Source organism: uncultured Paraglaciecola sp. (assembly GCF_937123705.1).
Lineage (GTDB): Bacteria > Pseudomonadota > Gammaproteobacteria > Enterobacterales > Alteromonadaceae > Paraglaciecola.
Map to the genome: position 1 here is coordinate 1 of NZ_CAKZKO010000044.1, position 19012 is coordinate 19012.

23 protein-coding genes are annotated in these 19012 nt (G+C 46.5%); all 23 read right to left on the bottom strand.

What is annotated here, in order from left to right; genetic code table 11:
- Positions 1-327, bottom strand: a 327-nt coding sequence (locus tag Q0688_RS07435; RefSeq protein WP_299074711.1) for a response regulator, incomplete at its 3' end; no start/stop codon positions are given.
- Positions 324-620: a hypothetical protein gene (locus Q0688_RS07440; RefSeq protein ID WP_299074713.1), complete on the bottom strand. Its 297-nt coding sequence runs from the start codon at positions 618-620 to the stop codon at positions 324-326. The genes Q0688_RS07440 and Q0688_RS07435, both read right to left, overlap by 4 nt.
- Before the next feature lies 1 nt (position 621).
- Complete coding sequence (locus Q0688_RS07445; protein WP_299074715.1) at positions 622-1155, bottom strand: hypothetical protein; 534 nt, start codon at positions 1153-1155, stop codon at positions 622-624.
- Complete coding sequence (locus Q0688_RS07450; protein ID WP_299074717.1) at positions 1143-1910, bottom strand: LamG domain-containing protein; 768 nt, start codon at positions 1908-1910, stop codon at positions 1143-1145. Before Q0688_RS07450 ends, Q0688_RS07445 begins: the two co-directional genes overlap by 13 nt.
- The gene (locus Q0688_RS07455; protein ID WP_299074719.1) at positions 1910-2356 is read right to left on the bottom strand and encodes a hypothetical protein; all 447 of its coding nucleotides are present in this window, start codon (positions 2354-2356) and stop codon (positions 1910-1912) included. Before Q0688_RS07455 ends, Q0688_RS07450 begins: the two co-directional genes overlap by 1 nt.
- Before the next feature lie 8 nt (positions 2357-2364).
- Positions 2365-6456: a hypothetical protein gene (locus Q0688_RS07460; RefSeq protein WP_299074721.1), complete on the bottom strand. Its 4092-nt coding sequence runs from the start codon at positions 6454-6456 to the stop codon at positions 2365-2367.
- The gene (locus Q0688_RS07465; protein WP_299074724.1) at positions 6453-6812 is read right to left on the bottom strand and encodes a hypothetical protein; all 360 of its coding nucleotides are present in this window, start codon (positions 6810-6812) and stop codon (positions 6453-6455) included. Before Q0688_RS07465 ends, Q0688_RS07460 begins: the two co-directional genes overlap by 4 nt.
- A 12-nt stretch (positions 6813-6824) precedes the next feature.
- On the bottom strand, positions 6825-8090 hold the full coding sequence (locus Q0688_RS07470) for a hypothetical protein (RefSeq protein ID WP_299074725.1): 1266 nt from the start codon (positions 8088-8090) through the stop codon (positions 6825-6827).
- Positions 8091-8099: 9 nt separating this feature from the next.
- Positions 8100-8852 carry a DUF2612 domain-containing protein gene (locus tag Q0688_RS07475; protein WP_299074726.1) on the bottom strand — a complete coding sequence of 251 codons (753 nt, stop codon included), beginning with the start codon at positions 8850-8852 and terminating at the stop codon, positions 8100-8102.
- A gap of 2 nt (positions 8853-8854) precedes the next feature.
- Positions 8855-10051: a baseplate J/gp47 family protein gene (locus Q0688_RS07480; RefSeq protein ID WP_299074727.1), complete on the bottom strand. Its 1197-nt coding sequence runs from the start codon at positions 10049-10051 to the stop codon at positions 8855-8857.
- A gap of 2 nt (positions 10052-10053) precedes the next feature.
- Complete coding sequence (locus Q0688_RS07485; protein WP_299074728.1) at positions 10054-10407, bottom strand: hypothetical protein; 354 nt, start codon at positions 10405-10407, stop codon at positions 10054-10056.
- Positions 10404-11147, bottom strand: a complete 744-nt coding sequence (locus Q0688_RS07490; protein ID WP_299074729.1) for a Gp138 family membrane-puncturing spike protein — start codon at positions 11145-11147, stop codon at positions 10404-10406. Before Q0688_RS07490 ends, Q0688_RS07485 begins: the two co-directional genes overlap by 4 nt.
- Complete coding sequence (locus Q0688_RS07495) at positions 11147-12079, bottom strand: hypothetical protein (protein ID WP_299074730.1); 933 nt, start codon at positions 12077-12079, stop codon at positions 11147-11149. The genes Q0688_RS07490 and Q0688_RS07495 overlap by 1 nt, the downstream gene beginning before the upstream one ends.
- Complete coding sequence (locus Q0688_RS07500; protein WP_299074731.1) at positions 12079-12417, bottom strand: hypothetical protein; 339 nt, start codon at positions 12415-12417, stop codon at positions 12079-12081. The genes Q0688_RS07495 and Q0688_RS07500 overlap by 1 nt, the downstream gene beginning before the upstream one ends.
- On the bottom strand, positions 12414-13232 hold the full coding sequence (locus Q0688_RS07505; protein WP_299074732.1) for a phage baseplate protein: 819 nt from the start codon (positions 13230-13232) through the stop codon (positions 12414-12416). The genes Q0688_RS07500 and Q0688_RS07505 overlap by 4 nt, the downstream gene beginning before the upstream one ends.
- Position 13233: 1 nt before the next feature.
- The gene (locus tag Q0688_RS07510; RefSeq protein WP_299074733.1) at positions 13234-14556 is read right to left on the bottom strand and encodes a phage tail tip lysozyme; all 1323 of its coding nucleotides are present in this window, start codon (positions 14554-14556) and stop codon (positions 13234-13236) included.
- 189 nt (positions 14557-14745) lie between these two features.
- Complete coding sequence (locus Q0688_RS07515) at positions 14746-15156, bottom strand: hypothetical protein (RefSeq protein WP_299074734.1); 411 nt, start codon at positions 15154-15156, stop codon at positions 14746-14748.
- Complete coding sequence (locus Q0688_RS07520) at positions 15156-15611, bottom strand: hypothetical protein (protein WP_299074735.1); 456 nt, start codon at positions 15609-15611, stop codon at positions 15156-15158. The genes Q0688_RS07515 and Q0688_RS07520 overlap by 1 nt, the downstream gene beginning before the upstream one ends.
- A 25-nt stretch (positions 15612-15636) precedes the next feature.
- Positions 15637-17112 carry a DUF3383 family protein gene (locus Q0688_RS07525; protein WP_299074736.1) on the bottom strand — a complete coding sequence of 492 codons (1476 nt, stop codon included), beginning with the start codon at positions 17110-17112 and terminating at the stop codon, positions 15637-15639.
- Positions 17109-17693 (bottom strand): hypothetical protein, encoded by a 585-nt coding sequence (locus Q0688_RS07530; RefSeq protein ID WP_299074737.1) that lies wholly within the window; start codon positions 17691-17693, stop codon positions 17109-17111. Before Q0688_RS07530 ends, Q0688_RS07525 begins: the two co-directional genes overlap by 4 nt.
- Positions 17693-18061, bottom strand: coding sequence for a hypothetical protein (locus Q0688_RS07535; protein ID WP_299074738.1), 369 nt, complete (start codon positions 18059-18061; stop codon positions 17693-17695). The genes Q0688_RS07530 and Q0688_RS07535 overlap by 1 nt, the downstream gene beginning before the upstream one ends.
- Positions 18061-18537 carry a hypothetical protein gene (locus Q0688_RS07540; RefSeq protein ID WP_299074739.1) on the bottom strand — a complete coding sequence of 159 codons (477 nt, stop codon included), beginning with the start codon at positions 18535-18537 and terminating at the stop codon, positions 18061-18063. Before Q0688_RS07540 ends, Q0688_RS07535 begins: the two co-directional genes overlap by 1 nt.
- On the bottom strand, positions 18534-18989 hold the full coding sequence (locus Q0688_RS07545; RefSeq protein ID WP_299074740.1) for a DUF4054 domain-containing protein: 456 nt from the start codon (positions 18987-18989) through the stop codon (positions 18534-18536). The genes Q0688_RS07540 and Q0688_RS07545 overlap by 4 nt, the downstream gene beginning before the upstream one ends.
- Positions 18990-19012 lie beyond the last annotated feature (23 nt).

Consider the following 19012-nt stretch of genomic DNA (forward strand, 5'->3'; position numbering starts at 1 on the left):
ATCAAGGGGTTTGGCAACAAAGGTTTCAACCCCTATTTCTTTTGCCCTCATGACTGTATCGGTTTCTTTTGTACCTGATAAAATAACCACCGCACAGTGTGGTTGCAATCCCCCCAACAATTCAGCCACATCTAAACCACTCCCATCTGGCAGAACAATATCTATAAAGGCCAGATCAAAATTAGTGGTGTTTATAATTTCCCTTGCACTTGATATGTTGTTTGCATATTTCGTACTGTTCTTAATGCGTGAATTGCTAAACAACTTTTTAATTAAAAGCGTGTCATGCTTGTTATCTTCAACAACTAGAATATTTGCCTTAGTCATAGCCCCAACCTTTCTGCTATTGCATCAAGGTTGATGATGCCGTAATAAGCCGCAACTGCCCCTAGAATCCATGTAATAATCATTTTAAAGGACATACCAACAAGCATATCTACAAACTCATCTATGCGACCCGAAACACACGCAGCAAAGCGAATCGCACGGCTTACTTTTTTTGCTTCGCCTACAGGTATGCCATTTTCTCTTAATACATCTTCCATTTCACGCCTTAAATTATCTGGTGATTGAATGTAAGAGGTTTGTATTTCGCCACCCTTACGTTGTAAAAATCGCACATCACACCCCTATCGCCATTAAGATTGAACCGTATAAAAGAGCCTCGCCATATTGACTGCCAGCCATCCATTTATTGTATTTGCTGTGAATCCAGTATCCAGTCAGATAAGCAGGCACGAATAATGCACCTGCAACCACACCATAAAAGCCGTTAGGCACGTCATAAGCCGCTGCTATAACTGCCGCTGGAAAGGCAATGAACATGCCGCGTAATGTTAGCCATGCGTAGTTTCTAGGGTTGCGGTTTTCTTTTAATGCAAGGTTGAACTTACCACCCCAATAACTCGGTATCACACCGCCCATGGCAGCGGCTAACATAAGCAATGGCACGACTACGTGATCGCGCGGGAATAGTCCGAATTGAATCTGGCTTAATAAGACAAAATAAACAGCTATAGCCCACGGCAAACGGGCATAGTTATTTTCTAATTCCCAACCATTAGGGAATCCCAAATAGTTGCGGATGGTTTCATTCAAAGCACCGCCACGAAAACGGCCCAAGCAAGCACCTATGATAAATGTTATGGGTTCCAAAACGTACCCTCCGTGATATTGGTAGCAGTACCGTCATTGCCGTTTGCTGTGCTGTCACCAACTGTCGTGCCAGTGCCTTCATCAAATTTCCAATGCCCCTCCAGATCGGTTGTTGTTGGGTCTGTGCCGGAAGCACCAAGAGAATTAAGATAAGTTACTTCATCAGCGGTGAGGACATCGCCATAATATCTTACCTCCGCAATCCCGCCGGTGAAGGGTTGGCTACCAGCCCCAAACACCCCTATTTCAAAAGCAGTTGTTGAATCGGGGATGGATGAGAATGTGCCGGAGAATCCATCCCTGACCATAGTTTCTAGTGTTCCATTGATGTATATCTGAATTTTATTAGTGATACCTGATTCACTGTTATCAAACGTAACAACCACATGCGACCATTCCGAGGTGTTTATGGTATTGGTGCTTCTAGCGGAATCATAATTACTGGATGATGTGTCATATACACCCAAGATCAATTTTCCCGCGTTGCTTCCGTCTAGGGTTCTAAATAGAAACTCTCTAGCATTATCTGCTCCACCATTGGCATATTTACTTACTATGGCACTCTTAGTTGTGAAGTTGCTAGGGTTGATCCAAGCAGCTATAGACATAGTGCCACTAGCACCTGCTTGTGATTGTAAGGTGGAATCATCTGGTACGGTTACATAATCATTTGAACCATCAAATTCCCCATAGGTGTCTGTAGGGTCTTCAGCCGATGCTGCACTACCAATAAAGGTTGTAGGAAAAGTAAACATTACCAGCCCTCATTCACGTTATAATCAACCACCTTCTTTGCATCGGTAAGGCGCATGACTTCAGAGCGTTTTTTTCTCAGTGTCTTTTCGGCTTGTAATTGGTCTATATTCGTTAGAGGTGGCGTTTCATTTGCTAATGCCGTAATAAACGCATCTTCTAGCTCATACAGTTTTGCTTTTTTAAGTTCTGCAATGGGAATGTCTTTAGCTTCGTATTGGCGTGTTACTTTATCTTTACCAACAACTTCTGTTTTAAGGTTTATTGTTTGAATCGCTGCATCATATTTTGGCTTCTTTTCTTCAACAGGGCAAAAGCCTTCTTTTAAATGAACACTGGAGGGCATTTTGTCAAAATTGCCTGTGGTCTTACCATCAGCGAGCTTATGCTGCTTTGGTAAGCGACTCATGGTCTTTACGACTGCATTATTTTCTACTTTTGCGTACATGATAATTCCTAACTAAAGTCCAGTTGTGCTGTGCCGTATAAATTGGTTCCGTCTGAAACAAAGGTGATAAGGTCAATGTCATTCGCACCTGTTGAAAGTGTCGGGGCTGTGCCAGAAGGCCATTTAAACACACTGTTCCATGTGATGGTGCGTGAGCCAGTTGCATCTTGAATGACTCTTAGAATATACGTTGCACCGTCTTTAAGATTCGTGGGTGCTGCCATTGTGCGATTACCACCTAACGTCACACTGGTTACTTGATTATCCTCAAGGTTCCAGTTAATCGTTGCAGCATCAGTTAAGGTCGTAGCGTCAAAGTTCTGAGTCTTGGTATATTCATTGGCTTCATCTAGCTTAATGCCACCAGTTGAAACACCATCATTAATCCCAATCAGTGTAAACTTGCCACTAGTAATCGTGCCTGTGCTTGGGATAATCTGCACATCCGTTACTGCTGATGTGGAATCGTTGTTACCCGCACCCGTCACCCTGCGCCAACGGCTCGTGCCATTGACTTTGTAATTACCCTCAATGTTAGACCATGTGCGATTAGATGCAGAGGGGTTGACCACTTCAATCTTGAAGTTATTGCTATTGCTACTGGTGCTGTCGATTAAATCGTTACCAGAAAGCGATATACCATCATTGTTTGATGCGTTACCCTCAATGGGGTTGCCATCACTATCGCGACCATCTTCTGACTGCTGATAGGTGCTAGTAGAAATAAAACCGCTGCCGGTATCATAACGCAATAAGACTTCTTGTGCAGTAGAAGGAACGTAATCCTCAATTTCAATAATGTAGCGTCTGTAAGATCCTACAAGCTCAAAATCAATGCTGGAGCTACTGCTTGCATCCTGCACTTCCAGCACCTTGCCTAAGCCTGCTGCCGATTCCCATTTCATTCCTGTAGCCTCTGAGCTATCAGCAACCAGAACTTGTCCATCACTGCCAACTGCTAAACGTGACGCTGTGTTACTGCCCGTACCGCCAGCGAGATCACCTTTGGCATCCCAAATATCATCCGTAGCTACATCGCCACCACCTAAATCTGCAATGGATTGTGCTGTAACTGTTTTAGTGTTGTCAGAGTCCGATGCATCCTGAATTAATACCTTATCCGTTCCAGCTACCGTTACGGCAGTCAGGGTTGCGCCACTTAAAGCAGCAATAACATTCGTTTCATCAGTCACATCGGCTGCGGTTTCTATACCATCCAGTTTGGTTTCGTCTGCTGTGGTGAAGGAGGCTGTAGTAGCATCCAGCACCGCACTATGTCCTTGAACATCTACACCAATCTCAACACCTAAATTAGCACGTGCTGTTGTTGTGTTTGCTAAATCAGATAAATCATTGGAAGCAAGTAATGCACCTGTCACACCTACTGATGTTGAGAAGCTTCCGTTATCCTGTACAAAACGAGCCTCAGAAGTATCGGTTAAGTCGGTGGCGTTCTTCTTTACCAATATCCAACCTAAGCGCGTACCGTTAGCCAGTGCAGCGTTTTCCACAAACGTTCTGGTTGAAATAGCTGCCTGTGCTTCATCTAATGATGAATATTGATCTTGGCTTTCTTGTACAACGTGATTGCCAGAGTTAAACTTATAAACCACCATGATCTTAAAGCGGTTATTGGTCATGTTGGTGAGCGTACCACCATCATCATACTGTGTTACGTTGATGCTGGTTTGAGCTGTCGCAATCGTTGCATCTTGCTTCAGATAAAAGAATGTGGTCGGGTCTTGTGCAGAAAATGACAGTTCATTGGGATTCGTGTAGCTTCCCGCATTATTTGTCCCTAGCTCAAAGATTGAACCAGCCGCCACTTGGAATGTTAAGCTTGCATTACCACTTAATGCCAAACCCTTCTTAGGGGATGACACATAAGAGAGATAATCTCTAAACGTATTGGTGTATTGACCAGACGGATTAGCAATTTGTTCCTGTGCCGCTAATGTACTGCCACTAAAGGCAAGACGAGTTAGAAATAGCTTCTCTCTAAATTCTTCTCGTGTAGGCTCTGTAGTTTGCTGCTGCAATGCCCCAGCGGCATCAATGTAAACATAAATACTAGGTGATGATGTTGAGATAACAGAAACGCCAGTAGCACCTGCATAGTCAATGTTATAATAAGCACTGCCATCACGTATCTGACCCTTGGTTGCAGCCACATCAAACGTAGTGGCTCCTATGGTGAAGCTTACTGCACCAGTACCGCCCCTTACTTCCGTACCCCTAGCGTGAAATGCTGCTGTGTCACCCGCTGCTGCAACGGCCTGCATATTACCAGCACCACCAAGAACTTTAAAGCCTGTGGTGTCTACGGTTACATATTCTGCTGCCAATGCACCACTGTCAAAATCAGTACCATCACCCACTAGAACATTACCTAGTGTTGGGGTGGTTGTTCCTACATCACTTAAATCTGATAACTGGCTTGCGCCACCGCCAAATTCTGAGAAGTCAGCATATTTAAGGTTATTGGAATCACTGGCATCTTGTAACAATATGCGGTCTGTTGATGCGGGCGTTCCTACATCTGTCAATGTCGCATTATCTAATGCAGCTTTTACATTGGTTTCATCCGTAACATCTGCACTTGTTTCAATTCCACTAAGCTTGGTTTGCTCAGCGTCAGTAAAGGCATTGGTGTCTGCATTGTTCTCATATGCTGTTTTAATTTCGGAGTCTGATTGGTCAGCAGTTGCACCCGCCTCAATGCCATCTAATTTGGTTTCATCGGCTGTAGTAAAGCTTGCCGTGGTATTTGTTAGTACAGCAGCTAATGGCTGGTAGGTGCCAAAGTCACTAATTTGTGATTCTGTAATGGTAAGGGCTGCTTGGTGCGCTGTAACGTCACCTTCCGTAACGGTGTAGTCGGTTATATAGCCCTCATCATTAGTCCATTGGCTATTGCTACCTGATTTATTTGTAAGCGTGTCAGTAGATGAAGCGGTAATGAAGTTTGCAATATCTGCCGGTTGTGTTGCGGAATCAGCAAGATCAAGTGAAGCATTCGTGCTACTATCTAATTTTGTTTCATCAATAGAACCAGCCTTAATCGATGCTGTAATGCTGGGTGTTGCATCATCATAGGTAAAGTCTATTTCGCTCGAATCCGTTAATATTCCACCAACAGCATCCTGTGCTGCTTCATCATTATATCCGCCCGCACCCGTTATTTCATCATCAACATACTTCTTAGTTGCTGGATGGTAATCTGATGTAGGTGTGAATGCGGTAGTATTGGTTTTGCCAGATAAAGACGTGCTATAATCACTAATCTGTGAAGATGTAATCGTAAGCGCTGCTTCGTGCGCGGTGACATCACCCTCCGTAACAGTATAACTTTGTAATGCCGTATCAGCCAATGCGCCTTGCGCGGCTGTTGCAACCGATATATCACCACTGCCAAGAATCGCAGTGCTGTTTATGGTTTTGATATTCGTGCCAGATACAAGCGTTGCCTGTTTTGCATCCAAGGCAGCCTGTAAATCCGTCTGATCTGATAGAGTGCCTGTAATAGAACCCCATGAACCACCACCTGCCGAGCTGATATTGTAAGGACTTGCAGCCGTACCCGAGCCTGTGATTGTTACATTCGTACCCGCTTCAATGCGTCCGTTAATCGTGGTGACAGTTCCAGCATTGCCAGTGATATTTGTCTGGTCGCCTGTATTCGTACCAGATAAATTAGTAGCACTGATTGTGCCTGTAAATGTTGCACCCGATAAAAGGGCATAGGGTGTAAGAGCCGATGAAGTAAGAAAGCTATTAAGCGTGGATTGCAAGGGGATAACATAGCCAGTATCAAGAGATATGCTGAGTGTCCCAGCCGTGGTGATTGGTGAACCAGATGCGACTAAACCAGTCGGCACGTTAAGCGCAACACTGGTAACTGTACCAGTGCCACCAACACTTAACCATTCTGTATCATAATCTGTATTACCTGCTTTCGCTAATACTTGTCCTGTTGCCCCGCCCACTGGCACACCAATGCCATTTGCACCTGTTGCACCCTGCATCCCAACGGTAACAACCTTAGTTATGTTGTCTCCGATGCTGGCTACTTTCGTTTGCTTTATGGCCAATGTGCTCATGTCGTCACCATCTCCATTACGGTTATTTTACCAGAAAGAAGGAAAATAACATCGCCCGATGGCATGGTAACCCTTAGATCATAAACGGCCTTTCCTGCGGTGAGGGCAGCGGTCTGAACCTCAGTAAGAAGAAGGTTTATTTTCCCATCTCCCCCAGTAATAACAATGCTGCTATCTGATGTATTAAGCGTTAAAAATGGCGAAGCGTCAGTTATTTTGTATTTGCAGTCCATCTGGGCTGTAGCCCCTGTGAGATCTATTTTGTCACCACAGTCATCTGACCACAATATCACCTCATCAAAGGTTGCGCCTTTGTAGATTATAAACTTGTCCCACTTTCCAGCCTGTATCGTCATAACATTCCCCTGCTAGGCTTGGACGCTGCCCATGATTCCAGCTTTATATTCGCCCTCTGTTCCGTACCAAGTGGTTGTGCCGCTTGCTTCTGAGTGTTCTAGCCACACATATTTGTGGTAGCCTGCAGCCGGTGTTCCTGAGTAGTTTGCCTCAACGGCCTCGATGCCATCAGCGTTACGGCTATCGGTACCACATACGAGCGCACTGTTTACGGTCGTTGAATCAATACCGATGCCAGAAGTTAGAGCAACAGGTACGCTGCTGTTCTTTGCCAGAGCGTAGAGCGAAATGGAAACCTCGTCTTCTGCTACACCTTGCACGGCCTCGACCTGATTACTTGCCGATGCATTTGCCTGACGGAATGTTGCCGTGGTGTAGTTCCAGTTTCCGGTCGTGCCTTTGAACATATAACGCTTGATTCTATTGTTGTAGTTGTAAAGGAAACGCTTGGTTGAGCTATCTTCTGTGGTCGTGGTTGATGTTGTTCTAAATGTGCCAAGATAGCGTCTGGTTGCATCACCTGATTTAATGAGCACACCGTCCTGATAAGCAAGAGCCGTGGCGCGTGTTGTATCGTTTGTCCACACAAGCATTTCAAGCGTTGCGGTGCCGGAATCATCATAACAAAAGACATCGTAATTCTTGCCGGAAGTAATCGTCCCCAAGGCAAGAGAGAATTGTGCCGAGGTAATCATGTTCCAGTTGGTACCATCATAAAGCGCGATGTTGTTTCCTCGGTATGGCGTGCAATAAATAGTTGTCGCACCGGTTACATCCGAGGTGGTTACTGGCGTGTTGGAAGTGAGGGTTAAGCGAAACTCGTTAGTAAAGCTCTGCGCGGTACCTGATCCGGCAAGATTCTCCAGCGTGCCTAGATATTGCCAGTTTGTATTATCTGCCTGACTTGGTAGAGCGTTGCCGGTGTTGGTATTTGTCTTTGATCCATAGATCTCGTAGGTGCCGGTCTTTTTAACGATGCTGTTTTGATGGTACTCGGTGTCGGTGTTATATTCAGCAATCCCACCCTCTTGGAACAAGTACGCAATCTGACGAGAGAGCACATTATAAAGACCATTCATTTCTTCAAGAACAGGGAGCTGCTTAGTGCCAGCAATTACACTGGCCGCAAGACCTTCTTCGAAGCCAGTGTTCTGTATGTCGTCTGGGTCGGTAGTAAATACCGGTGTGCCATCGGCCGTGCTGCCGAATTCTGCAACACCAGACCCGCCTGCGTTGCTTGCAAATATCTTCGCTAGTTTTCTTGTAATCTTCGCCATTTTAAACCCCTAAGTGATCAAGTTTTCATTACCTAAATATTCTCCTTCTTTGGTGGTAAAATCGGCGGTTGAAGCGTAGCCTGTTACATCGGCAGGCTCTATTTCATTGGTGTTAGAAAAACCAAAATAAGTTTCATCCTCTATAAGGTGATTGATTCTTACACCCATCGGGGTGGGCAACAAATTCTTTGCTAATGCCACCTGTACTATAAGTGATAAGTCGGATGATGTAAAGTATTCTAGGCTCATGTCGTAATTGTCAACGGCATATATGTCGCCTTCAAATATCTCTTCGAGGTCGTCATCGATGCGCTTGTCTGAAAAATTTGAGCTGTTTATCAGTATCTTTAGCTTGATCAAAACACGGTAATTATCATCGGAAAGCTTGAAGCCGGAGCCTATAATGTCGAAGATAGAAAGCAGTTCACCGGCCTTGGAGTTGAAGTCCGAGGTGTTGGCGTAACCGGTAACATCCGTTGGTTCGATCGAATTTGTATCTGAGTAACCGAAATAGAGGCCATCAATATCCTGACTGAAGTAAAAGCGATCAACACCGACATATTTCCCAATAACATCGAGCTGGTCGCCAACAGCGGTGTCTATATCGTAACCGTTGAGTACATCAAAAGCGATTCCATCAGCGATGACTTCATCAACGAGAGATTCGATTGTTGCCTTTGCCTTTGTTTTATCCTGATACTGAACAATCAGAAGGTTTGTGTAGTAGCTAATCAGGCTTTGTACTGTTGCGCTATCTGCCATCCTTAAAGCTCCGTTATGGTGATTCTGGCCGTTGCCACAGCCCATTGCTCGTCTAGCGTATCGACAGCCAGATAATCCACCCATGTAGACCCATCATCCGAAACCTCAACATTCACCGGAACACCGCCACCGCTAGAGGCTACAATCCCAGCAAGTGCCACGGCCGTCACTGCCGAAGTTTCCGCAAAATCACCGATGCCATAAACAAGGTTTTCCTCGATGTAGGTTTTAATGCTCGGCTGATCAAATAACGTGCCGGAAACCGTTGTTTGAATATCGAAGCGGATATGTAGGTTTTTAGCTGCAGGCCGGTCAAACTTTGCCGTAAATATCTGGTTGCTTGCGGTCGTAATATCTACTGTGGTGTCACCCAGCATCCCTGAGCCATAAGATTTGCGGCCGTAGATTTCATTGGCAATATCATCGCTGCTCCCACCGGCCACGATTAGCCAAATGCTGTGGGGTGGTATTCCATTTGCATCCGTGGTGTTGGTGCTGTTTTCGTATAGTACCGCGCTCGTTACGCCATCAAGGGCTAGAATTGCCCCAAGCAGGCCGTTTAAGTACCCAGTGGTGGCGTTGGCTACACTTTGCTGTCTTCTGGTGCGTAGCTGCGCGTCTGTTTCCTGATTTTGGCCAAGCGTGATCTCGGCCGATGCGTTGTTTACTGCCGTCACGCCATTAACGATTGTTTTTGGTGTGGTGATGGTTCCTGTCGGTACCGAAACCTCGCCAATGGTTTTTGCTCTAAAGTTTTTACTTACGGTACCGGCACCCAGCACCGTGCTGTCAATCAATATAAACTCATTGCCGGAATCATCCTGAACGGTATAGCCAGCACCATCGGGGTCGTTAAAATCACCATCAAGACCGGCAAGGCTCACCGTTCGATCCGTGGTGATGCTTATGGGCTGAATTGTATAGGTACCACCAAGTCGGGTGATGTTATTAATGGCCACACGAGAATCAAGGATGCTGCCCTGCGCGTGGTCGGGATCAAAGCTTGTGTTTATGCTCGCTAAAAATTCCAGTGTATCAATTACCGCCTGCGCCATGATTCCAATTATCTGTCCATCGGGGCTGTTCTGATCTACGTTTATTTGATCCCCATAAATCGATTTGAAATCGGCAACCAGATCATTGGTAACCTCGTTCACGTCTTTAATTACTAGGCCGTTTCTGTCTAATGTGTTGGGCATGGTTAAATCCTTTGAGTAATGCTGTCTTGGTATTCTTTGGAGTAAATCGTATTTACTGAATAATTGGCGGTAAAGTTGCGTCCGGTTAATGTGCTATCGAAGCTTACTATTCCGGTTACGCCCTCGCTTTGCAATATGATGCGTCTGAGGTCTGCCTCTAAGATTGCGCGGGTATCTTTGCGACCGAGGCGGTTGATCCAATCAATACCGGCATCCAGATCAAAGAAGCAATCGTTGACCCAGCTTAGGATTCTGGTTTTAATGTTAAGGCCAATGGCGGTGTTGTCAGCAACATAGTTTCCTTTGCCAATACCGAAAGTCCAATCCCCATCGCTGTCTAGGTTTCTAAATATCATCCGACCGGCTCCCCTGTATTGCTTGCTCCTGATTCTACACCATCATGCACATGGTTAACAAGTGATATGCTAGTGTTGTCCGCATCGCCAATCACATCACCGTTGGCAGAAATATCCCCATCGATAGTGCAGGCATTGGCCACGCTGTTCTCGTTTTGAATGTCGATGATTCCTGTGACTTCGAGGAGCGGTGTGTCAAGAAGAACTTTGGTGTCCGCTTTCACTTTCACAATATCGTTACCCGCAACCTCAACATATGTGTTGCCGTCATCGCTTCGTAGCTGCGTGGTGGTGGTCGAAACGCTGGAAAGCGCATTGGGATTGCTGCGGATGCCAACAAAGGCAATGCCATCGTTTATGTCGTGGATCCGGCCGGTCGCAGGCGGGAGGCTGTCACCGGTATTGAGCCAATCATCGATCTGACGGTCGTTAAACAATACCACACATTCATCGCCTGCAGATATTGGAAAGGTCAGCGTAAACCCGCCACCGGAGGGGTAATAAACAGGCACCCGCAAAAGCAATGGGTAATCGGCAAGGGTGCGCGCACCATCCGGCTTTATGCTGGTTACAACCTTGTGGGTAATTTGAACGCTGACTTCTTGCTTGGCTGCATCGTAGCTTTCAATCGTTCCAATCTTGGCAACGTTGATTTCTTTTTTAAGCTGCTTTCGTAGCTCATCGAGCAGCGACATCATATCCGGCTCGGCCGGTGCTCTTAGTGTTGGTATGTTGTACATTAAGCCCCGCTCTCTCTTTCTACGACCGTGAAGCCCTTAAATTTATCAGGAGCCTGAAGCCCGAATCGTGTGATGGTCTGCTCGGATACTGCGGCCGAAATACCACCGCTATGCGTAATTGATATGACCTTGTAAACTCCATCATATTCTTTTTGTATCGTGTTTCGAAGATCGATTTGCTCACCGACACCGACCGCAGGCTCCAATAGCGTTGTGATTTCAAGTATTGCCTCTGCACGCCTTGGGGTTTCAAGCAGACCGCTTGCTGCATCGATTATTTGAACGTTGGTTAAAACCTCGTCATCCTTCAGGACAAAGACAAATCCATTATCAACATAAACCTTTGAGTCGGTGTTTTGTTTTAGCAGCTCCCATGTGTTTCCACTTAGCGCAACCGGCCGTGTGAATATCTGCTCTGCGCTACCAACAGCTCCTGCTTTCATTCCGGTTTCGTTATAGTCCTCAATCAAAGAGTTGATCAAGTCGCGTGCGGTACTGCCCTCGGCCAATGTTCGATAGGTTTGCGTTCCTGCGATACTAAGCATCCCATCCATGGCTTGAATTTGCGTGATGATGTTTGTTCCCTCGCGCGTGGATCCAGCATAAGTCATCCGGCCGTCATATACCTTGTAAAGCGTATCATAGCCCATCTCGATTATGATGTTGTGAAAAGCCCGAACACGCCCCTCGTTATTTAGTATGGGATCACCGTTTGCATCTTCGGCCGGTGCGATGTCGTTCCAATCCTGAAATATACGATTGCGGCTTTCTTCATTCAGATTATAGATTTCCAAAACCAGTGGATTCGTGCTGCTGTTAATGCTGCGCGTCATAGAGAATTTTATGGTGAACGGAAGCTCAACAATAATGGGGTCACCACCATCAAACGGATATATCGTAACTCTGTATTGTCTGCCAAATTTTCTAGTCATCACTCAAACCAATCAACCTCGACTTGTTCAACATCGCTTTCGTCAAGAAGGAATAATGAGCTTCTTGTCGTCTTAAAATCGTCAATGCGGAATGGGTCTATTCCGTCAATGCTTATGCACGAAATACCGAATGGGATCTGGTCACGGTACTGGCGCAACATATTAAGAGAGTTGCACACCGGCACCCCTTTTATGCAAACATCGTTGTAAATCACATCAAGCATCCATCTGCGGATGCGCGGCATGAAACGAAGGCGTGCCTCGATGCGTATTCCGTCAATGCCGGTAAGTATAAATCGTTGGTTAGAGTTCTCGGTGATCCGGTTTATATATCTCATTGCCCATAACTCCATACATCCGTGATCTTGCTTAAATCGGTGACGCTTCCAATATTACCAATGCGTGCAGGCAAGCTTTTGTCCGGAAGCGTTTTACCTTGAATGGATCCGTTCTGTGTTTCGCTCTCGCCCTGCACGGAAGCGTCGCCCTGTTGACTTGCCCCTCTTGGGCTTGATGTAGCCAGCGTGCTTTCGGCAATGCGGATTTGCTTAAAGGTAACAATGAAGTCACTTACCAGATCACTGTTTTCTGCTTGAACGGCTGTGATGCCCTCGATGGCCATATTCGTTAGAAATTCCCATGGGGTTTGAACGCCCATTAAAACGCCTTGCTCCTGAAGGGCGACAAAGTATCGGTAAACATTTTGCTGTTGCGCGGCCTTGCCGGATCCGGACAGAGAGTTTTGAACCAGACCGAATATATCAGAGGCCGATTCCAGCGTCACCGATTCGATTGATCCTGACTGTATAACGTCCTGCACTTGCTGCGCGGCACTTGATAGCGCGGGGAGGTAGCTCGTAACATTCACCAGCTTTTTTGTCAGCGTTTGAGCCACGCCCTCTTCGTTTCCTTCAGGCCTGAATACCACCTCACCGGTGAAGCCTCTTAGTGATATTCTCTTCGGCTTAATTCCGATGTGGTCTTGTACGGCAACATTGGCCTCGGTGTAATGGTCGGTAATGTCGCTTCGTATATCCGCAATGGTTTCGTTTGCAACATCGAAAACATAGCCGCCAATTCCAAAGGCAGACAATGGCGATACAAGATACTTCTGCAAGCCGTCATTTAAATCATTCAGGTTAGTGATCGTCATATTAGTACGCTGCCCCTATATTTGTCTGTTGGGTTGCGCGAACCACCTCGTCAGCAACGGCTTTTGCATCACCGCGTGCGTGGATATTCTGGATGATTTGTTGTGGTGCGCGATGCTCTGCGGCCGGACGCTCATATTTATTTGTAAATACTGCGTAAGCCTCGTCCGCGTTTACGGTCTTTTTAAGTAGTGATCCAGCACTTCGCTCTTGTCCCTTGGTCAGCTCGTAATTAACAAAGCGCAGCTGCTCTTCAAAGGATGAATTTCTTATGTCTTTTCCTGACCATTTAGCAAAGTTTCTTTGCCGGTCGGGGTGCCATTGTGCGATTCCATAAGCAAGCCCACCATCGCCAACGGCCTGATGATCTAAGTGTGAGTAGCTTTCTATGGCCAGACGCTTAACCATGCCTGCGGCCTGTGCATCCGTCCACCCCATGCTTTTGAAAAACCGTCTTGCGTAATCTTGCCGCTGATGCGGCTTAACATTCTTTGGCATCTTGCCGGTCACGTTATCGGTCTTTGGCATATCAGACCCGCTATCGCCCCCCAGACCGTAAGGATTCCATTCGCCAATGCGGTCAGTCATTGCGCCTACAGATGAAAGAAAGCCCTTAAGACCGCCCCCGCGCTCTACTTCATCGTTCCATTCCTTCAGGAACTTTGCGAATATACCAGCCGGTGTTGATAGAAGATTGCCCTTCAGAGCCGTGAACTTGTTATCGATCACATTTAGCTCACGCGCATATGCCTCTAAATTCTGCAAAGCCTCCGGAGAGAACATTCCGTTTTTTGATGCGTCATTGATCTCTTTGTTGGTAGCAAGCAGCATATTAAGTGCCTGATCGGTACCCATGATCTCTTTTACGGCATCAACGGCAAAAACACGGCCATATTGAGCCTCTACGCGGTCAAAGTTCTTGCGTAGCTTGGCCATGACCTTTTCTGCCGAATTATCGCCTGCATCAATGCCAAAGAAAGCACCCTTGCCAGCACCATTATATGGCAACATTCCAGCATAGCGTGCCGTGTTCTCGTAAATGGATAAGGCGTTCTCAATGCTAAGATTGGGGTTTAATGTGTTCGCTACTGATGCAAACTTCTGTGCTCGATCCGTGGCCACCCCAAGGCGGGTCGATATGTTGTTGATGTTTACAGCAGCCTTTGCAGAGGCATCCGTCATGCGTTTGAGAAACCCAACGCCTCCGACCACTGCGGTGAACTTTAGGGCTGTACGCAGGCCATCACGAAGCTCCGAGTTGAACTCCTTAAGATTTCGATTATCTGACTTTACGCCAAGCCTTACAAAAAAATCACCTACATTCATTTTTCTATTCCTCTACAGACCTCTTGTTTAAAGTAAAATATTCCTCCTTGTAATCGGCCTCAAATTCCTCGTATTCCAGTATGGATTTAACCTCGTCTACTGGTGCCCTCATTATAGCATCTGGCGACCCTCCGTAATAACCTAACCTTGCTAACTTGATGGCGACAAAAAGCGCATCGTCATCAATATCTATTTTTGGGTGTCGTCTTGAGCCTGCTCCACCGCTTGCTGTTCGCCTAACACGGAAAACAGGCCTTCTGCTAAAGGGAGGTAATTAACCTTGATGCATTCAAAAACGATTTCGTAGTAATCAGCGCGGACGGCAACGTCATCAAACATGGCTTCGTTGATTCCCTCTTTATCGCGTGTGCAACGCGCCAAGCAAGGCCACAAAGCGGCCTCTAACTCTGGGCTGCTATCTACTTCAAACACGAGATCAAGCGTAGAAAGCAGGTTTGCGCTAAAGCTGAGTCCGGCAAGCTTATTGCTGCGAGAGAGAACGCTGTGGATAGCGGCCTTTAATCGCTTTGCATCAGCCCAAGGGGCAGGGTTAATAACAACCTCTGCCCCAGACTTTGTGGTTATCTTTTTGCTACTCATTACTGATGGCTCCGAATCACGTTAGCAAACACCATGGTATAGATAGCAACGGCCTGCTCGGTGTCGCCCGATACATTTTCCTTGCTATCAACTCTCCGAGTGAATGTTCCACCCTGCATGGTGTAGACATCACGGATAACGTTGCCTTGACCGTCACCCAGACGCTTTACGAACTCACCGGTCGCAAGTGATGTTGCAACAAAATCCTTCTGCATTTCAACCAGCTTGCTATTCATGAACTGATCGTCAGATGATCCGCGAATCAATCGAATAGTTAGCGTGGCGTTGTTGCCCATTTCGTTTTTAGCGTAGATAGAGTTTTTGTTCTTGCCGGTTTTCACCGCAACCAAATCATTGTTGAACGACAGGGATGAAACATCATCATCGGCCAAATCAACAATCACTCGATCATAGAGCGTTAGCGTGTCTTCTGCTGTCAATGTACTTACTGGCATATCATATCTCCTTATGTTTTTTTAATTAGTCATTCACCAATGCAATCACATCACTAGAGTGAATTGCGCCAGCGCGTTTAATTGCGATTTGAACAAGCGGTGCTTTACGAGCCTCGCGCTCAACAGCGGACTGCTCTGTGATTGGCAGGCTGTAAATGTAATACCCACGATCAAGAATGTTTTGTTTGAAAATCTCGGGATCACCAAACGTTTCTGAAGATGTCCAAGAGCCTGCAGCAATCGACAGGTTACGAACAAAGCGTTCACACACTTGCGCGTATGCGTTCTTCAATCCATTCATGCCAGCTTCGGTTTGCGGTACCTTAGTGTTGGTCTGGCGCAGGAAGTTAAAGCCTGCGGTTTCCAAAGCAAATTTGATCGCAAGGTTAGCATAAATATTGTCAAAGAAATCATTGCCACCGGTAGAGTAAATTGATGGCACGCCTTGGTAGCTAACATAAAGATCGATTCCGGCCGTTTCTGCTGCAGCGTAAAGCGTCTGCGAGATGTTTGCGTCCGGAGTAATTGTAGTTAGCTGCTTCAGATTCAATGTTTGCGATGTGTTGGAACCGCTAAAGTTCACACTAAATGCACGCCCAGCATATGCTGCCTTGAACAGGTTAGCCTCCTCCAAACCATCCGTGTAGAGTAAGGAGCGTGTCTTAGTGTTTCCAGATTGCTGTAGCGTTGTGGCAATCCCCGCAATATCGGTGGTGCTCGCAAAGTGATGTAGGAAAATGCGATCCTGTGACTGGATGCCATCAGAAACGGCCTCAACCACATCATCTTCCATGTTCAGGTTAGTGATAACACCGGCAAAAGAAACCGTGCCACCCATGCGTGCGATAGCCTCTAGGATTGTTTCACCGCTTGCGTCTGCGCCACTCGTTGCCGTTGCTGCAGATGCGTTCAGGCGTGCGGCCGTAGAAAGGTCGGTACCGGATCCACTTGGTAGCTGGGCAATCGTCACATCAGCATCGTCACCAACTTTTTTGCTGGTAATTTTGATCGTTGTGGCTGTTGCTGTTACGGTACCATTTACAAGCTTTGCCTGAATAACTGCCGCGATGTCTTCGAGGTCATCTGAGTTCGTGAAATCAAGGGCTGTAAGATCATAGTTAACGCCATCGATTGTTACGCGAATATCACCATCGCTGATCGCCTTTAGTGCCGTAACGTTGGCAGAAATATCAGCCGTGGTTACATCACCGCTGGTTGCGCTAACTGAGGCCACTAGGGGAATGATTACCAATCGGCCGGTACCGGTGCGGATATTAGGCGTTTGCGCGAATATGGCGTTTGCCATGGCCGCTGTGTCGCTGTTGGTTCCGTATTGCTCGGCAACCTGTGAAGGTGAAATATACACTCCAAAAGCTTCTGCATTGCTTGGCGTATCGGTAGTAAATAGCGCGAGGCTGTTTACATTACGCTCGGACAATCCAGAGGGTGTGTTGGTGATAGTAACGTTAATGATGTTTGAGATTGGTAATACGCTTGTCATGCTAGACCTCCTAAGTCAGTGTTTTCATCAATAGTAAATTCAATAAGGCCGTCTGCCTCATCAATTGTTTCCTTGTCATCCACGCGAGTGTCAAAGTCGTTATAGAAATCTCCGGAAGCAAGCTCGATCTCTTTTCTATACCACACATGGGCTGTTACTGTCACCGAAAAACGATTTATCCGGCTACCGCCCTCCGCTTCACTCGCGTTTAAAAAGGCGGTTGGCATTTTGAATATCTTGAAGTTTCCGGCTTCCATTTTCTGCACCGCATAAGTGGAGTTAAGCGCGGTCAGTATTTCGTAGCGTCTTGTAATCGCATCAGTGTTTCTGGAGATAATATCTATTTGAATTTGTTCCTGAGCAATCACGGTTTGGATTTCTTTTAGTCCGGTATCGTCATCGGTTGGCGTGCTGTATTTGTTCACCGAGAACGGCTTGCTGGAGATCATCCCCACAATTACAAACAGGCCATCACCCTGTGGTATCTTTTTATTTTGATCGCGGATCCAGACACGCTGGCTGTCGAGATCCATTTGATTGCCGAGTATATCAACAATGGTTTGCTCTGCTAAGGTTTCCATCATTCCTCCTCATAATCTGCAACGAGGTGGTATTCGATGTAATTGTTCAGGCTGTAATCTTTCAACGCCATGACCTTGTATATTTTTTCATTGTAGCAAATGCGGTCGTTGGTGGTTAGGTTCAGGCTACCGGAGAGGCAATGAATTTGCAGCCATTCCCAAGAACGCTGACCTTCCGGCTTCAGGCGCAACTCTTCTTTCGAAAGGGGCTGTATGGTTCCCTTAAACGTAACGCTCTCCATATCATCGGTGACAAATCCTTCGTCTATCGTCTGGGTCACTACCTGAAGTGTCAGGCTTTTAAACCATCCGGCAAATGCGGCTTTCATTTTTGGCATTCCGGATATGTTGTTTAATGTCTTGGCCATCATTCGACCTCGCTAGATATTGATCTGCGGAGCTGGCCGGTGTCGATCAGTGGTGCGCTCGATCCTTTGGCCTTTACTGTGGAAGATTGCAACGCTGGCCACTGACCGAATCCCGATGTTTCAAATGCTCTTTGCACAAGTGTTTCTGCAAACAAACCAAGGCGTGCGAGCAGGGTCTTTGTATCACCCTCTGCGATTAGCTCTTTGCTCTTTTCTGATTTAAGGAACGTTCCAAATTCATCTTGCCCATGGAGAAATGCGGCGCGCAAAAAGCTGCGCGGTGGTATGTTTCTGCTGTAAGAGCCTAATTCGTGGATGGCCGCCAGCTCACTATTTTTGATGCCGCCATCGCCACGCTGTGCATCCGATCCAAGCACACCGATCTTAACGCTTCCCCCTTCAGCAACCGAAGAGATCAGCTTGTTAAGCTTCGTCATATCGTATTCAACGTTTTCGTTTTTGAATGTATCCGTCATGGGTTAGTCGCCCCGCAGACACTTCCCACATTTCCAGCCAGAGCCGGTAAAATAAGGCTCAAATACTTCATGCCATAGCCGGTGTTAGTGAAGAACGAAAGCTGGGGGTCATCTAGGTACCGTTGAGGGATAGAGTAACTTTCCGACACGCTGCCAACGCTTCTTGAAGAAACAGGGTTGTTACCTGTACTCTCCACGCCCTGCAGGCCGGTGTTAATATCATGCACCAAATAATGTGCGGTAAGGTATTGATAAGCGATTGTTATGCCATCATCGCTAGAAAAAAGGGCTTGGTTCAGCATCATCTTTGCCTCCCCAAACGCCTTAGTTATATCTTCATCGAATATGTAGGTATCTGAATTGCTACAAAAGTTTGCATCATCTGGGGCATATGGGAAGTCCCTGCGAAAATAGGTTTTGAAATCGGAAACCGTTATCGTATCTAAATCCACAGGAACCCCCCTTTTCCAACCGC

Excerpts from the sequence above, each read along its gene's own strand:
- Q0688_RS07450 (WP_299074717.1), bottom strand. The coding sequence starts at position 1,910 with ATGTTTACTTTTCCTACAACCTTTATTGGTAGTGCAGCATCGGCTGAA.
- Q0688_RS07455 (WP_299074719.1), bottom strand. The coding sequence starts at position 2,356 with ATGTACGCAAAAGTAGAAAATAATGCAGTCGTAAAGACCATGAGTCGC.
- Q0688_RS07460 (WP_299074721.1), bottom strand. The coding sequence starts at position 6,456 with ATGAGCACATTGGCCATAAAGCAAACGAAAGTAGCCAGCATCGGAGAC.
- Q0688_RS07465 (WP_299074724.1), bottom strand. The coding sequence starts at position 6,812 with ATGACGATACAGGCTGGAAAGTGGGACAAGTTTATAATCTACAAAGGC.
- Q0688_RS07470 (WP_299074725.1), bottom strand. The coding sequence starts at position 8,090 with ATGGCGAAGATTACAAGAAAACTAGCGAAGATATTTGCAAGCAACGCA.
- Q0688_RS07475 (WP_299074726.1), bottom strand. The coding sequence starts at position 8,852 with ATGGCAGATAGCGCAACAGTACAAAGCCTGATTAGCTACTACACAAAC.
- Q0688_RS07480 (WP_299074727.1), bottom strand. The coding sequence starts at position 10,051 with ATGCCCAACACATTAGACAGAAACGGCCTAGTAATTAAAGACGTGAAC.
- Q0688_RS07485 (WP_299074728.1), bottom strand. The coding sequence starts at position 10,407 with ATGATATTTAGAAACCTAGACAGCGATGGGGATTGGACTTTCGGTATT.
- Q0688_RS07490 (WP_299074729.1), bottom strand. The coding sequence starts at position 11,147 with ATGTACAACATACCAACACTAAGAGCACCGGCCGAGCCGGATATGATG.
- Q0688_RS07495 (WP_299074730.1), bottom strand. The coding sequence starts at position 12,079 with ATGACTAGAAAATTTGGCAGACAATACAGAGTTACGATATATCCGTTT.
- Q0688_RS07500 (WP_299074731.1), bottom strand. The coding sequence starts at position 12,417 with ATGAGATATATAAACCGGATCACCGAGAACTCTAACCAACGATTTATA.
- Q0688_RS07505 (WP_299074732.1), bottom strand. The coding sequence starts at position 13,232 with ATGACGATCACTAACCTGAATGATTTAAATGACGGCTTGCAGAAGTAT.
- Q0688_RS07510 (WP_299074733.1), bottom strand. The coding sequence starts at position 14,556 with ATGAATGTAGGTGATTTTTTTGTAAGGCTTGGCGTAAAGTCAGATAAT.
- Q0688_RS07515 (WP_299074734.1), bottom strand. The coding sequence starts at position 15,156 with ATGAGTAGCAAAAAGATAACCACAAAGTCTGGGGCAGAGGTTGTTATT.
- Q0688_RS07520 (WP_299074735.1), bottom strand. The coding sequence starts at position 15,611 with ATGCCAGTAAGTACATTGACAGCAGAAGACACGCTAACGCTCTATGAT.
- Q0688_RS07525 (WP_299074736.1), bottom strand. The coding sequence starts at position 17,112 with ATGACAAGCGTATTACCAATCTCAAACATCATTAACGTTACTATCACC.
- Q0688_RS07530 (WP_299074737.1), bottom strand. The coding sequence starts at position 17,693 with ATGGAAACCTTAGCAGAGCAAACCATTGTTGATATACTCGGCAATCAA.
- Q0688_RS07535 (WP_299074738.1), bottom strand. The coding sequence starts at position 18,061 with ATGGCCAAGACATTAAACAACATATCCGGAATGCCAAAAATGAAAGCC.
- Q0688_RS07540 (WP_299074739.1), bottom strand. The coding sequence starts at position 18,537 with ATGACGGATACATTCAAAAACGAAAACGTTGAATACGATATGACGAAG.